The sequence below is a fragment of the Rhizobium redzepovicii genome (assembly GCF_019793435.1).
Taxonomy (GTDB): Bacteria; Pseudomonadota; Alphaproteobacteria; order Rhizobiales; family Rhizobiaceae; genus Rhizobium; species Rhizobium redzepovicii.
This window is the reverse complement of the sequence record NZ_JAILYH010000014.1, coordinates 97,339-112,062: the sequence shown is the minus strand read 5'-3', so window position 1 is coordinate 112,062 and position 14,724 is coordinate 97,339. Positions and strand designations below refer to the sequence as shown.

Annotated in this window: 9 protein-coding genes; 6 read left to right on the top strand and 3 right to left on the bottom strand. The window is 62.6% G+C overall.

The features are described from left to right. The first annotated feature begins 8 nt into the window (after positions 1 to 8). From K6N12_RS22245 to K6N12_RS22235, 3 genes are all read left to right on the top strand, one after another. Positions 9 to 1,379 carry an MlaD family protein gene (locus tag K6N12_RS22245; RefSeq protein WP_064838665.1) on the top strand — a complete coding sequence of 457 codons (1,371 nt, stop codon included), beginning with the start codon at positions 9 to 11 and terminating at the stop codon, positions 1,377 to 1,379. A gap of 24 nt (positions 1,380 to 1,403) precedes the next feature. Further along, a complete protein-coding gene (locus K6N12_RS22240) occupies positions 1,404 to 2,015 on the top strand; it encodes an ABC-type transport auxiliary lipoprotein family protein (RefSeq protein ID WP_131711013.1) in 612 nt (203 codons plus the stop codon). A gap of 147 nt (positions 2,016 to 2,162) precedes the next feature. Next, complete coding sequence (locus K6N12_RS22235; protein ID WP_131711012.1) at positions 2,163 to 3,416, top strand: sensor domain-containing diguanylate cyclase; 1,254 nt, start codon at positions 2,163 to 2,165, stop codon at positions 3,414 to 3,416. 9 nt (positions 3,417 to 3,425) lie between these two features. Here K6N12_RS22235 and K6N12_RS22230 read toward each other — a convergent pair whose 3' ends face one another. Beyond that, on the bottom strand, positions 3,426 to 4,301 hold the full coding sequence (locus tag K6N12_RS22230; RefSeq protein ID WP_131711011.1) for a D-alanyl-D-alanine carboxypeptidase family protein: 876 nt from the start codon (positions 4,299 to 4,301) through the stop codon (positions 3,426 to 3,428). A 385-nt stretch (positions 4,302 to 4,686) separates the two neighbouring features. On the opposite strand from K6N12_RS22230, the gene K6N12_RS22225 reads away from it, so the two are divergent. Continuing rightward, complete coding sequence (locus K6N12_RS22225; RefSeq protein WP_131711010.1) at positions 4,687 to 5,436, top strand: aminoacyl--tRNA ligase-related protein; 750 nt, start codon at positions 4,687 to 4,689, stop codon at positions 5,434 to 5,436. 191 nt (positions 5,437 to 5,627) lie between these two features. Beyond that, positions 5,628 to 6,149 carry a P-loop nucleotide/nucleoside kinase family protein gene (locus tag K6N12_RS22220; protein ID WP_131711009.1) on the top strand — a complete coding sequence of 174 codons (522 nt, stop codon included), beginning with the start codon at positions 5,628 to 5,630 and terminating at the stop codon, positions 6,147 to 6,149. Between the two features lie 23 nt (positions 6,150 to 6,172). Here K6N12_RS22220 and K6N12_RS22215 read toward each other — a convergent pair whose 3' ends face one another. Beyond that, a complete protein-coding gene (locus K6N12_RS22215; RefSeq protein ID WP_131711008.1) occupies positions 6,173 to 6,733 on the bottom strand; it encodes a cysteine hydrolase family protein in 561 nt (186 codons plus the stop codon). 149 nt (positions 6,734 to 6,882) lie between these two features. Then, on the bottom strand, positions 6,883 to 13,875 hold the full coding sequence (locus K6N12_RS22210) for an apolipoprotein A-IV repeat region-like domain-containing protein (protein WP_131711007.1): 6,993 nt from the start codon (positions 13,873 to 13,875) through the stop codon (positions 6,883 to 6,885). A gap of 463 nt (positions 13,876 to 14,338) precedes the next feature. On the opposite strand from K6N12_RS22210, the gene K6N12_RS22205 reads away from it, so the two are divergent. Continuing rightward, positions 14,339 to 14,722, top strand: a complete 384-nt coding sequence (locus K6N12_RS22205) for an Hpt domain-containing protein (RefSeq protein WP_003569019.1) — start codon at positions 14,339 to 14,341, stop codon at positions 14,720 to 14,722. Positions 14,723 to 14,724: the final 2 nt, after the last annotated feature.

The window sequence follows — 14,724 nt, the reverse complement described above, 5'->3', positions numbered from 1 at the left end:
TCGGATAAATGGAAACCAAAGCCAATTACACGATTGTCGGTTTTTTCACGGTGTTGGTGATCGCGGCTGCCTTCGGCTTCGTCTACTGGATGGCCGAATATGGCCGTGGCGGCCCGATGACCGAGCTGATCGTGCGTATTCCGGGTTCGGCCAACGGCCTCAGCGTCGGCTCGCCGGTGCGCTTCAACGGCATTCAGATCGGCTCGGTGCAGACCCTGTCGATCGATGCCGACGATCCGCAATATTCACTGGCGTTCACCCAGGTGCGCACCGATGCGCCGATCTATCCGTCGACCAAGGCTGCTCTTGAAATTCAGGGCCTGACCGGGGCTGCCTATATCGAACTGTCGGGCGGCCGCAAGGGCGAGGAAAGCATCCTCCAGCATGCGATCGACAACGGCAAACGCGCCGTCATCGTCGCCGATCAGTCGAGCGTCACCAATCTACTGGCGACCGCTGACAAGATCCTCGATCGCGCCAATGACGCGGTCGGCGAACTTCAGGGATTCATCGAAGATTCACGCGCGCCCCTCACTCAGACGTTCAAGAATGCCGAGACCTTCTCGGATGCGCTTGCCAAGAATTCCGGCAATATCGACGCCTTCCTACAGAGCGTCGGCGAGCTGTCGAATACGGTGAAGGCGGTCTCCGGCCGTGTCGATTCGACGCTTCAAGCGGTGGAATCGCTGGTCAAGGCGGTCGACGCCCAGAAAATCGACAATATCGTTTCCAACGCCGAAAAGATCACTGCCAATGTCGCCGATGCCTCTGGAGATCTGAAGGGGGCGATCCAGAAGTTCGACCAGACGGCCACCACCTTCAACGATTTCGGCAAGCAGGCCCAGGCGACGCTCGACCGCGTCGACACGCTCGTCGCCCAGATCGACCCCGCCAAGGTGAAGGGCTCTGTCGACGACATCGCGCAGGCGACCAAGGATGCGCGTGCAGCCGTTGCCTCGATCCGGGATGTCGCAAACACGGTTTCGTCGCGCCAGAAAGATATCGACCAGACGATCCAGGACGTCTCGCAGCTTGCCAACAAGCTGAATTCGGCCTCGACCCGCATCGACGGCATTCTCATCAAAGTCGATGCGCTGCTCGGCACCGACAATACACAATCGATGTTCGCACAAGCGCGCGATACGCTGGAATCCTTCAAGAAGGTCGCCGACAATCTGAATGCACGCATCGGGCCGATCGCCGACAATCTGCAGAAATTCTCCAGCGGCGGCTTGCGCGACGTGCAGACTCTCGTCAACGACATGCGCGGAACCGTCAACAATCTCAACGACACGATCACCAACTTCGACCGCAATCCGCAACGCCTGATCTTCGGCGGGGACACGGTCAAGCAATATGACGGCCGGACGCGGCGTTAACTGGGAAGTCAGGGGTAGCCTAATATGGTCGCATCGCATCTCTTGTCGCGCCGTTCATGGATCAGGGGAACGGTGATCGCGCTGCCGCTGACGGCGCTGATCCTTTCGGGGTGCGGCACCGCGGCCAAGAACGATACCTATGACCTATCCGCCGCCGCTGACGGTGACGGACCCGCGGCCAAATCTCGCCAGATCCTGATCGCTTCGCCAACGGCGCTGAGTGCGATCGGCAGCGAGCAGATCGTCATCCGCGTTTCGCCTTCGGAAATTCAGTATCTCTCGCGGGCGCAATGGGGCGACAAGCTGCCGCGCATGGTGCAGTCGAAACTGGTGGAAGCCTTCGAGAACTCCGGCAAACTCGGTGGCGTCGGCATACCGGGGCAGGGACTGGCGATCGACTATCAGGTCGTCACCGATATTCGCTCCTTCGAGATCGACGCTTCCAACGGCAATCAGGCGGTGGTCGAAATCTCCGCCAAGATCCTCAACGACCGCAACGGCTCGGTGCGCGCACAAAAGGTGTTCCGCGCCATGGCGCCGGCCGGCGGCGACAATGCCGGCTTCGTCAAGGGCCTAGACCGCGCCTTCTCCACGGTTGTCTCCGAGATCGTCAACTGGACGCTGCGTTCAATCTGAGATGGCGTTTGGCGACCGCTGCGTCGACATCAAGGGTTGCCGATTCTGAAAAATATGCGGCTCCATGAAGTCGGGGCTGTCATCGTATTCAAATTCTTCACGAATTTGTGGAACGCATCATGTTATCGCTGTCAGGAGGCATGCTGCATGGTGGTCGTAAGAGTATTCGGAAAGTCGTCGTCGGAGGCGATCCAGCGCGATAACGACCGCCTGGCTGCGCTGCAGCAGCTCGATCTTCTCGACACGCCGCGGGACGAAGGTTTTGAGCGGATCGTCCGCCTGATAAAGCAAATCTTTTCCATCGACATCGGCATCGTTTCCCTGATCGATGCGCACCGGCAATGGTACAAGGCCTGTTCCGGCCTCTCCGCCGACGAAGTGTCGCTCGACGACACATTCTGCCGCTGCGTGGTGGACTGCGACGAACCCGTTATCGTGCAGGATGCGACCAAGGACGCGCGCTTTTCAAAACATTCTGCGGTGACCGGCGAAGACCATATCCGCTTTTATGCCGGCGTGCCGTTGAGAACGAAGGCCGGGCATTTGATCGGAACGGTCTGCGCGATCGACCGCCGGCCGAGATCGTTCGGCAGCAGAGATCTCGACATTCTCCAGGAACTGGCGGGGGCGGCGATGGACCGCATCGAGCTCGTACAGTCGGCCGCCACCGACAGTCTGACCGAGGCGATGACACGGCGCGCTTTCAAGCAGGAAGCCGATCAGCTGATTTCGCTCGCTTTGCGGCACCAGCATGACCTGTCCTGCATCGCCTTCGATATCGACCATTTCAAGAAGGTGAACGATACCTATGGGCATGCCGCGGGAGATGCGGTTCTCAAGGCGGTTGCCTCGATTTGCAAGGCGACCCTTCGCGCCGGCGATCTGTTCGGGCGTATCGGAGGCGAGGAATTTGCCGTCGTCCTGCCGCATGTCGACCGGGAAGGGGCTTTCGCCGTCGCCGAAAAGCTCAGAGCCGCCATCGCCGCGCAGCCCATTCGCGGTGATCACGGTTCTTTGAATGTCACGGCGAGCTTCGGAACGTCGGCGCTTTCGATCGTCAGCAAGGAGATCGAGACGCTGTTGGCTCAGGCGGATGCCGCGATGTATCAGGCCAAACATGCGGGACGAAATCGTTGCGTGTCATGGAGTTCCATCCACGCCGATCACGCAATTGGTGCGCGGCGGCGGGTGCTGAAGGCAGGTTCGATCCTGTTCAACGATCGACGCTCGACCATCGACTGCACCGTCAAATCCATCGGCTCGGAAAGCGCCGGCATTTCGGTGTCCAGTTCGGCCGGCATTCCTTCCGAGTTCATTCTTGCCATCAAGGGAGAAGGATTCGAAACGAATTGCCGGGTGATCGCCCAGGACCGGCAACACCTGGAAGTGGCTTTCAGATAGAATAGCAGCCTATTTTGTCGGCTGCGCATCCGTCATCGTCGCTCCGGGCTGGTTGCTCGGCGTTGTGGAAGCTGTCGCGCTTGATGAGGGAGACAGGGTGCTGTCCAGCAGGCCTGCCATCTTGTCGTCGCGCAGGCTCGCTGTCTTTTCACCCATGACGACGCCGACGACGCGGCGGCCGTCCTTCAGCGCCGATGTCACGACATTATAGCCCGATGCGTCGGTATAACCGGTCTTGATGCCGTCGACGCCGTCATAACGATACATGAGGTTGTTGTGGCCGCGCAGCTTCATGCCGCGGAACTGGAAGCCGCGCATAGAGAAGAGCTTGAACTCCTCGGGAAAGTCCCGCATCAGCGAAATGCCGAGAGTTGCCATATCTCGCGCCGAGGTGACCTGCTCGGGATCGGGAAGGCCCGAGGGATTCCTGAAGACCGTATTCGTCATGCCGAGCTGGCGCGCCTTGTCGGTCATCGCTTTGGCAAAAGCCTGTTCGGAGCCGCCGAGCTGTTCGGCGATCGCCACGGCAGAATCGTTGGCGGACAAGACGACGATGCTTTCGACCGCTTCGCGCAGCGTCACCTGGCGGCCGGCGCCGACGGCGAGCTTGAACGGTTCCTTGCTCTCGGCATTTTCCGACATGGTGAGCTTCTGGTCCCAGGTGAGGCGTCCCTCATGCAGGGCCTCGAAGGCGAGGTAGAGCGTCATCATCTTGGTCAGCGACGCCGGATAGTTCAGGTCGTCCTGATTGGAGGCTTCGAGAACCTGACCGGATTGCGCATCGACGACGAAGCTCGCCTGGCCGGCCTCGGCCAGGGTGAACGCGCCCAGCAGAACGGCGGAAGAGAGCGCGGTGGCAAGGAGCCGGGAGGTCGTCTTGGTCATCGATGTTACTGTCTCTGTCGTTGGAAGGTCGAGCGTTGGAAGGTCGGGTCAGCCGTTAGCTAAACGCAAGCCGATCGAGAAAGTTTGTGACCAAATGAAGGACGGGCGGCAATAAAAAAGCCCATCCACAGCTGATTCATTTTGTCTCAGCGAATTGGGGTTTTGGCAAAGGCACGGGCGGCACGTAGAAAATTCGATCATGACCATGAAGCGCGCCCCTTTCTCTCGCCATTTCAGCACCTGCCTGCAGGTCGCGAGTGTGCGCGCATTTGACGGACGAGGTCTCCGCGTCCCGCTGTGACGTTGGGCGCTCCGGGCGTCCGGCGCGCTGCTGGACGTAAAGCCCCTCACCACGTCAATCAAGGCTGCCAGGGAGACAGGCGCCGTGCTCAATCTTTATCATGTCAATTCGCTCGTCCATTGGGAGGAGCGCGAGATCCATCTGCGCGATCATATGATCGGCTTCTTCTCGCAAGAGGTCGGCCGCTTTCTCAAATCGGTCAATCCGGCCTGGGATGTCAGAAGGGTCGAGGCGCCGGCGCTGATGCCGCTGGAGATGGTTTCCAGCGCCTATTCGAACGTCGATATTTGGGTCCAAGAACAGCTTTCCGCCGGCGATACCGCGCTGGTGCTGAGACCTGAGACCACGCCGTCAACCTATGCCTATATGCAGTATATTCTCGGCAACCACTCGAAGACGCGGCTGCCGCTCTGCGTCTGGCAGGCGGGCCGGTCCTATCGCCGCGAGCAGGAGCAGGCGACCAAACACATCCGGCTGAAGGAGTTCTGGCAGCTGGAATTCCAATGCGCCTTCACGACCGACAGCGGCAACGACTATCACGCCGCCTGCCTCGAACCGGTGCGCCGCATGATCGCCTCGCTGATCCATCTACCGACGCGGATCGTGCCCTCCGACCGGCTGCCGGCCTATTCCGAGGTGACGATGGATATCGAGGTCGACAATGGCGACAAATGGATGGAGGTCTGCTCGATCTCGCGACGCACGGACTTTCCGCAACGCTATCGGTCGCAACCAAAAAAAGGACCTGCTGTCGACCATGGCGTCCTCGTGCTGGAAATCGCCATCGGTCTCGATCGGTGCGTTTACAATTGGGGCATAGCGGCCGATCGGTGAGAAAGGGAACCGGGGTCGCTGCGGCGGTCCCGGCTTTCCATGGCACATGGTGCGGTTGGTAGCGAGCTGTCGTCGTTTGCCGGCGTTGAACGTTCGGGCGTCCCGTTGCTATGAATAGGATCAGCGACAAGGACACGATTGTATATCTCCTCGGGCCTACATGCATTCATCGAACAATGGGATGAGAAGCCATGCTGATTATCTTTGGCGGCTTGCCGGGGAGCGGGAAAACGACTGTTGCCCGCGCGCTCGCGAAACGGCTGGGTGCCTTATACGTCCGGGTGGACACCATCGAGCAGGCGATCAGAGTGTCCGGTGGTGACCCTGCAAGAGACGTCGGTCCGGCAGGGTATGTCGTCGCCTATGGGGTTGCCGAGGACAATCTCACCCTCGGCCGCGTGGTGATTGCCGACTCGGTCAATCCGCTTGACATAACCCGCGACGCTTGGCTGGCGGTCGCGGCGCGGTCCGGCGTGCTCGCGGTCGAAGTGGAAGTGATCTGTTCCGACAAGATCGAGCACCGCCGTCGGGCCGAGACGCGGAAAACGGATGTGGAAGGTCTGGTGAAGCCGACGTGGCAGGAAACCGTCGAGCGAGAATATGACGATTGGGGGCGGAGGCCGATCATTGTCGATACGGCTGCGAGGGATGTGCCGGAGGTCGTCGAGGCGCTGATCGTCAAGTTGAGGACCGATCGCCTGCTTCCGATTTGATGTTGGCTGTTGCTGCCGGAGCCTTATGAAAAATCAATGTTGGCGGTGGGACGGATATCGACGATCGCCCTGCCGGCGTCGAAACCGTCGAGCGTTTCATTGTGGTGGGCGACAATCTCGGAGAAGGTAAGGGTCGCCGTATCGCCGGTGGTGTGGCCATCCGCCACCAGCGTCACGTTATAGCCAAGAGAAACGGCGCGCCTGACCGTCGTGTCGACGCAGAATTGCGACATGCAGCCGCCGATGACGAGGTGAGTGATCGAGCGTTCGTTCAGGCGTTCGGCAAGGTCGGTCTCGAAGAAAGAATCGGCGCTTTTCTTGCGCACGACGACCTCGCCTGGTTCCGGCGCAATCTCCTGGCGCAGCGCCCATCCTTCCGTGCCGACGGCCAAGCGGTGACCACTGTCGCCGTCATGTTGGATCAGCACGACCGGCGCGCCCGCATTCCGAGCTTTCTCCTGAAGCGACGCCAGCCGCGCGACGGTCTCGTCGAGTGCGGCATCAATCTCGGGCTGGCGCTCCGGCAAGGCTTTTCCGGAAAGGATCGCATTCTGCACGTCGATGATCAGAAGGGCCTGGGTCATTCGGGGCGGTTTTCCGTGGCTGGACAAAGGGGGCTCGGTACTCGCCAATGGCTGCAAGAGAGGTTTTAGTCGCACCGGCATCTTACGAGAAAAGCCGCCTGACACATGGTCAAGCGGCTTTCCCTCAACGTCAATTCAAATCGGCAAACTCAGCTGAGCCTGCCTGCGGCATGGGCAAGCATGGTGTAGACCTTGCCCGTATCTGAGGTCAGGTAGGACTGCGAGACGATCTGGTTCGGGTCGGTGCGGGCGACGTCGGCCAGCAGCTTTTCGAAATCACCGATATAGCGATCGACGGCGGTGCGGAATTCCGGTTCGCGGTCATATTTGCGCTTGATCTCGTCAAAGGTCTGCTGGCCCTTCAGCGTGTACAGGCGGCGGGTGAAGACGTCGCGCTCGCCGCGCTGATAGCGGCGCCACAGATCGACCGAGGCGTCGTGATCGATGGCGCGGGCGATATCGACAGAGAGCGAGTTCAGCGATTCGACGACATGGCGCGGATTGCGGATGTCACTGCTGCGTGCGGCCGGTGTGGCGGTTTCCGCCGAGCGAGCCGGGGCACGGGCAGGCGCCTCGTCGGCGGCCTCCTCACGTGATGCGCCGCGCAGCAGATCGCTGATCCAGCCGCCGCTTTCGGCACGAGCCGGTTCCTGGCGGCCTGGTTCCTGACGGGCAGGCGCAGGCTGCGGAGCGGCAGCAGGTGCCGGCGGGGCGATCGTTCCGCGCAGGCCCGTCGCTTCGATCGGCGCGGGCGCTGCCGGCTGTGGCGGCGGGGGCGTCACCGGCTGACTTGCGGTCGGCTGACTTGGGATCGGCTGGGCGGCACGCGGGGCCGGCTGCGTCTGGGCGAGCGTGCGGGCGACGGGCTCAGAGATCTCGAGCTGCTGGCTGGAGCGGCCGACGAGCTGGGAGATATCCTGCAGCGCCTTGATCTGCTCGGCGACGGCCCGGCGCATGGCCGAGGCGCTTTCCTTGGCTTCCTCGGGAAGGTCGAAGGCGCCGCGCTTCAGTTCGGCGCGGGTGGCGTCGAGCTCGTTGCGGATGTCGGCGGCGGAGCGGCGGATATCATCGGTGGCGCCGGAGAAGCGGCCGACGGCATCATCGATCGCTTCGCGCAATGCTTCGCGCATGTGCTGGGCGGCGCCGTCGGAGGCGCGGCCGGCTTCGCCGAGCATGCGCTCGACTTCCGACAGCGACGCCGTCAGGCCACCGCGTATGCGGTTGGAGAGGTCGCCGGAGCGACGCTCGACATTGGCGAAGGTGCCGTCGATCGTCGTATTGGCCTCGTCGCCGGCGCGGGTGATCGCCTCGCGCATCGTCTCGGCGGCTTCCTGGGCGCGTTTCTCGGTTTCGGTAAGAATGCGGCCGATATCGGCGAAGGAGGACTGCACGCCCTGGCGCAGATTGCCGGTGACCTGGCTGGAGCGCTGTTCGGCTCGCTCGAACACGGTCTCGATCATGCCGCCGAGGCCGCGCATGGTCTTCTCGATCTCGTCGGAGCGTTGAACCAGGCTGACGGAGAGCGCTTGCAGCGCGCCTTCGCGCTCTTCGAGCGTCGAGGCAAGGTTGGACTGGGCGGCGCCGAGAAGCTGCGAGGCCTGTGTCAGGACCTTGGAGTGTTCGTCGAACCGGCCGATGATGCCGCCGACCTGTGACAGCGTCTGCCCCGAAATGTCGGAGAGGCGGTCGACCTTGCCTTCGAGAAGCCGGGTCGAGGCGTTGACCATTTCGGCAGCCTTGGTGGTGGAGTCGGCAAAGCGCGTCGTGGTTTCGCCGAGACGGCTGTCGACGCTGGTCAGCTGCTCGACGGCGCGGTTCATCATCATCGCCATCGCCGCGCTGCTTTCCGACATGCGCTCGACGAGGCCGTTGACGTTGCCGACCAGGCTGTTTTCGATGGCGCTGACGGCGTTGGCGACATTCTCGGTGCGGGCGGCAACGGCGCTGGCGAGCGCTTCGTTTTCGGTACGCAGACGGTCGGCGCTGAGGTTGGCTGCTGCGGTGATGCGGGCGGCGGCCTGTTCGCCGGCATCGGTATATCGGTCGATGATCGGACGGGCAGTTTCGTCGAGGATGCGCGTCAATTCGACCGAACGGCCAGCGAGCATCGAGTTGAGGTCGCGGGTGCGCTCGTCGAGTGTCGCGCGGATCGAATTGCCGCGCGCTTCGAGCGCCCGGTCGATGCCGGAAAAGGTCGTATCGATCTCGCGGGCGCGCTCCTCGAGATTGGAGCGGATAGCGTTGCTGCGGGCTTCGAGCGCCCGATCGACATCCGCCATGGTGGCGGAAATCTCGTTGCCGGCTCCCGACAACGTTGAGCGGATGGCATCGCCGCGCGTCTCCAGAGACTGGCCGGCATCCGACAGCGCCTTGGAGATGGCATTGACCTGCGTACCGACGATGGTCTCGGCCTCGGCAACCTTGTTGACGATGGCGTTGCCGGCTTCCGAGAAGGTCTGGGCGACGGCGGCGGCCTGGCTTGCCAGCCGGCTCTGGGCTTCGGCGACGCGGGTGACGATCTGCGACGAGCGCTCATCCATGGTGCGGGTGAATTCGTCGCTTTTCGCATTGAGATCGACGGCGAATTGCTGGCCGGTCTTGCCGAGCAGCTCGGTGGTTCTCGTCGCTTCGCCTTCCATTCCCTGGGCCGCCTCGGCAACCGCGCTGCGCAGCGTCGAGGCGAGGCCGGCGGCCTTGCCTTCGATGGTGCGGTTGACGGCATCGAGGCCGACGGTCAACGCACGATCCATGGTGGACAGACGTTCCTCGATGCGTTCATTGCCGCGGTCGAGGGTTTCGCCAAGGCTGGCGGTGCGGCCGTCGATGGCGCCGGTCAGGGTTGTAGCGCGGCTGTCGAGCGTCTCGGCCAGATTGGCGGCGCGGCTGTCGATCGCCTGGGTGAGGTTTGCGGCGCTGCCTTCGAGCGTCGCGGTGATACGCCGGTTGGCGTCGTCGCTAAGCGCGCTGATACGGGAGATGCCGTCGGCAAGCACGCCGGAGAGCTGGCCGCTGGCGGCTTCGACCCTTTCGGCGACACCGCCGACGCCGTTGCTGATGCGGGTCTCGATCGCCGCTAGACCGGATTCCACCCGCGATCCGGTTTCTTCAAAACGGCCGGTCAGGCTTTCGACAGACTGATCGAGTTGGGCGGAGAAATTCTGCGTGGAGGTGGAAATCGCATTTGCCGCCTCCTGGAAGCGGCCGGCGATCTGGCCGGCGCCGGCATGCATGCGCTCTTCCAACGTCTGGGCGCTGGCATCGATAGCCTGGCGGATCGAGGCTTCACGGTCCTCCAGCGACATTTCGAGCATGCTGACGCTCGTCGCCACCGAGGTGCCGATGCTGGTCGCGTGTTCCGTCAGCGTATCGTTGATAAGCGTATGGGCCTGGTTCAGCGACAGATCGATGGCATTGGCGCGATCTTCAAGCGTCGTGCGGATGCGCTCATGGGCAGAGGTGAGCCCGCCTTCGATACGCGCCGCGGCCTCGTCGGCGAGGCCTCCGAGCCGCGCATGGGCATCGCTCAGACGACCTTCGATGCGGCCGGTCAGGCCGCCGACGAGATCCTCGAAGCGAGCGCCGCCGGCATCGAGAACGCCGGAAAGGGCGGCACTATGCTCGGAAAGCGCATTTTCGAGCCGTTGCTGATTGTCGGTGTAAGCGGCGCGGATAGCATCGGTCTTGTCGGTGAAGGCGCTGGCGACGCGCGACTCGGCGCCGGAGACGGCCTCCATGATGGCGTTGCTGCGCGCTTCGAGCACGCTGTCGAAGCGGCTCTGGTTGTCGTCGAGCGAAATGGCGAGCGCCATGGTCTTTTCGTCGAGCGTGTCGGTCAGCCTGTCGTGCGTTGCCGTTACGGCACCGATGATCGCGGCGGTGCGGTGCACCAGGGCTTCCTCGAGGCGGGCCTGGCCTTCATTCAGCGAGGAGGCGATGGCCGCAGCTTTCCGGTCGAGCACACCGTTCAGGCCGTCATGCGTGCCGGAGACCGCCTGGGTGATGGCATCGGCGCCTGAGGTCAGGGTTTCCTCGAGCCGGCTCTGGCTCTCGTTCAGCGAAATGGCAAGCGCCATTGCCCGGTCGTCGAGTGTCTCGGACAGGCGGTCGTGGGTAGTGGAGACCGCACTGAGGAAGGATTCCGAGCGGCTGTCAAGCGTGTCCTGCAGGCGGCTCTGACCTTCGTTGAGCGAGGCGGCGAGGGCTGCCGACTTTTCATCGAGCGTTTCCGAAAGCCGCTCATGCGTGCCGGACACGGCCTTGAGGAAGGCTTCGGAGCGCGCTTCGAGCGTGTCTTCGATCCGTGACTGGCTCTCATTCAGCGAGATGGCGAGCGTCATCGCCTTTTCATCCAGCGTTTCGGACAGGCGCTCATGGGTGCCGGAGACCGCATTCAAGAGGGCCGCGGAGCGGCTTTCGAGCGTCTCCTCGATGCGAGCCTGGCCTTCGCTGAGCGAGGTGGCAAAAGCTTCCACTTTGCCTTCCAGCGTTTCGGACAGACGATCATGCGTGCCGGAGACAGCGTTCAACAGAGCCGCCGAGCGGGTCTGAAGCGTCTCTTCGATGCGGGCCTGGCTCTCGTTCAAGGAGATGGCGAAGGCCGCCGCCTTTTCGTCGAGGGTCTCGGCAAGTCGGTCGCGCGTGCCGGACACGGTGTTCAGCAATGCCTCGGCACGGGTTCCAAGCGCATTGTCGATGCGGGCATGGCGCTCATCGAGCGAGGTGGTCAGGGCGGCGGCCTTGCTGTCCAGCGTTTCGGACAGGCGGTCATGGGTGCCGGAGACGGCGTTCAGCAGGGCCGTGGAGCGGGTCTCGAGCGTATCTTCAATGCGGGCCTGGTTTTCATTGAGCGAAATGGCGAGCGCCATGGCCTTTTCATCGAGTGTCTCGGAGAGGCGGTCATGCGTGCCCGATACCGCGTTCAGCAGCGCTTCCGAGCGGGTCTCGAGCGTATCCTCGATGCGGGCCTGGCTCTCGTTGAGGGAGATGGCGAGGGCCATCGCCTTTTCGTCGAGCGTCTCGGCCAGACGGTCATGGGTGCCGGAGACGGCATCGATGATGGCATCGGCGCGTGATGTCAGCGCTTCTTCGAAGCGGCCGTGATGGGTGGTAAGCGCATCGACAAGCGCACCGCCGCGCTCGGCCATGACGTTGTCGATGCGGCCGTGGGCCGTGCCGAGCGCCTCGCTGATTTCGGCAGCGCGGGCAGTCAGCATGCCGCTCAGCTCCTCGCCGCGGCCGCCGAAGGCTGCGGTGACCTGCTCGGTGCCGGCGGCAACGGCGGTGGTCAGATCGCTGGTGGTGGTGCGCAGCGTGTCGCGGAATTCGGCCGAGCGGGCCTGAAGATTGTTCTGGAGATCGGAGGTGCCGGATGCAAGCGTCAGCGCGATTTCCGAAGTGGCGCTCTGCAGCGCCGAAGTCAGTTCGCCGGTGCGGTTGGTGAGCGCCGCGGTGATTTCGTCCGCCCGGGTGCCGAGCGCGCTTTCCAGCACTTCGTGGCCGGTGGAAAGCGCAGTGGCGAGTGCCAGCGACTGGTCGGTCATCGAGGAGCTCAGCCGGTCGATGCCGGAACTTAGGATGCCGTCGATCGAATCCGAGCCGCCGGTCAGCGTCTCGTTGATGCGGGCGAGGCTCTCCATCAGCTTGGTGTCGAGCGAGCCGGTGCGCTTGTCGAAGGCGCTAGTGAATTCAGCGACCCGTTCGTCGAAGGCGGTAGACAGCTGGGCGACGGTCGTCTGGAGCCGTTCTTCGAAGAAGCCGGAGCGGACGTCGAGATCCATGACGGCGTCGTCGGCGGTGCTCTGCAGGCTCTGGCGGAAGCTCGCTCCCTTTTCATCGAGGGCGCTGTTCAGCTTCGACAGCACGTCGTCAAGCGTGCCGCCGATGGTGCGTTCACCTGAAGTGAGGCTCTCATTGATCTCGCGGGTGCGGGCGATCAGTATCTCGCTGAGCTGCTGCGTGCGCTCGTGCAGCGCGGCATTCAGTTTCTCGGTGCTGCTGTCCATGGTTGAGGCGCGCGTCTCGAATTGGCTGAGCAGTTTTTCGCCATGGTCATTGAGGTTGACGGAGAGCGCTTCGAGGCGGTTGTCGAATTCGGTGGCGAGCGCGAAACCCGATGCGTTCAGCGTCTGCAGCAGGCTATCGGTCTTGGCGGCGAGCAGGCTGCCGATCGATTGCAGGGCATTGTCCGATTTTTCCAGAATCGTCGCGGCGCGCGTATCGATCAGCGAGGCAAAGGCTTCGCCCGATGTGGAAAGCCGCACGGCGATCTCTTCGGTTGCCAGCGAGAGCTCTTCCTTCAACTGGTCATGGACGCTGCCGATCGAGGTGCGGATGCGATCGGCATGGTTGACGATCGCCTCGCGCTCCGAGCCGAGTTCGTGGACGAGGCCGCGGACGCGCAACTCGTTGTCGGCATAGGAGCGTTCAAGTGCATTAACTTCGGAATGGACAAGCGTTTCGAGTTCGGACGCACGCGCGATGGTGCGTTCGATGCCTTCATTCATGGCCGAGACCTCACGGCGCACGGCCTGGCCGACGGTCATGATGCGCTCGGAGGCGATGGTTTCCGGCTCCGCCAGTCGCAATGCGACCTCCGCCATGGAACGGGCGGCGTTGCGCATGTCCTGGGCGCGGGCGATCATGATGGCGAAAGCATAGAACATCATGACGGGGATAATGATGCCGACGAGGCCGGCGATGACGCCAGGCAGGGCGACGAGATCGGCGAGCGAACGGATCTGCCAGATCTGCGGGGCATAAAGCAGCGACATCAGGCCGAGGCCGCCCATGACCCAAAGCACTGAGAACAGCGTGGCGGTGCGCACCGCCGAGCGGCTGGAGGCGCCGTCGAAGGATTTCAGAATCGAGGCGGGCGTGTTGCGGCTGGCATCGTTGGCGGGCGTGAAAGCCGGCCCCCTGGAAGCCTGCTCGGCCCCGGCGCTGCGGCGGTTGCGGCGCTGCGCTTCTTCCTGGGCCTGCTGGTTACGCGCATTCACTGGATCAGACACATTAGCCTCCGGGGCCTCTGGCGCATCGCCGCGGCGAGACGGCACGTTATCTTTGCCGAAGTCGATCTGGAGCGCCTCGTCCAATGCCTTGAACGCCTTGTCCTCAATCGACTCGTTATATTTGTTGTTCGCCATTGGTTATGCCTCGTTACTGTCGGCCGGTCCGGCAGCGCAATCCCGGGCTTCCGCCTCGCCGGGGAACAACTTTGCCGTTCCAGCCTTCCATCCCAACGACGGACGGATAAGCATGTTATTTCAGAGTAGATAGCCGCTTTTTCAAACGGAAGGTATCAAAACACTACCATTATCCACTCGCTCGGCAAAGGCGCGTACCGTAAACCCGCTCCACCAGTATCGTAGTGACACATCTGGGCTCTTCACACAATTAATGAAGGCTTGAGATTCCAAGCTCGTTAACCCGTTGTTAACATCTTTAAATCTGCGGCACCGCTTAAAAACCAATAATTTAGCGATATTTAACGGATGTTAACCATATGGCGAGATTTCCGCCCTGCATGTGTCGGAATTTAACGCGATGGCCACCCTCCTGTCGCAGAACTGTTGCAACTGCGCACGACACGAGACGGGAGAATTGGCAATGGCAGCTCAGATGGCAGCTTTGAACATCGTATTCGAGGCGCCGGATAATGCAAAGGGACCCTGTCCCTCCAAGGTCCGGCCGATCGATCTCGTCCATCTCGCCAAGCAGACGATGGGCGACAAGTCGCTGGAAATCGAAGTCCTTCAGATGTTTGCGCGCCAGGCTCGCGCATGCCTGCAGGATATTGCGAGCGGCGAAACCATCCGCGTCGGCGCGGCCGCACACCGCCTGAAGGGCGCGGCAAGCTCGGTGGGGGCGTTCCGCGTGTCGCAGACGGCCGAAGCCGTCGAGGAAACCGGCGGTGACGCCGGGGCGACGGCAGCGCTCGGTGCCGCCGTCATCGACGCCGAGAATTTCATCCTCAAGCTCTGCCGCGGCTGAGC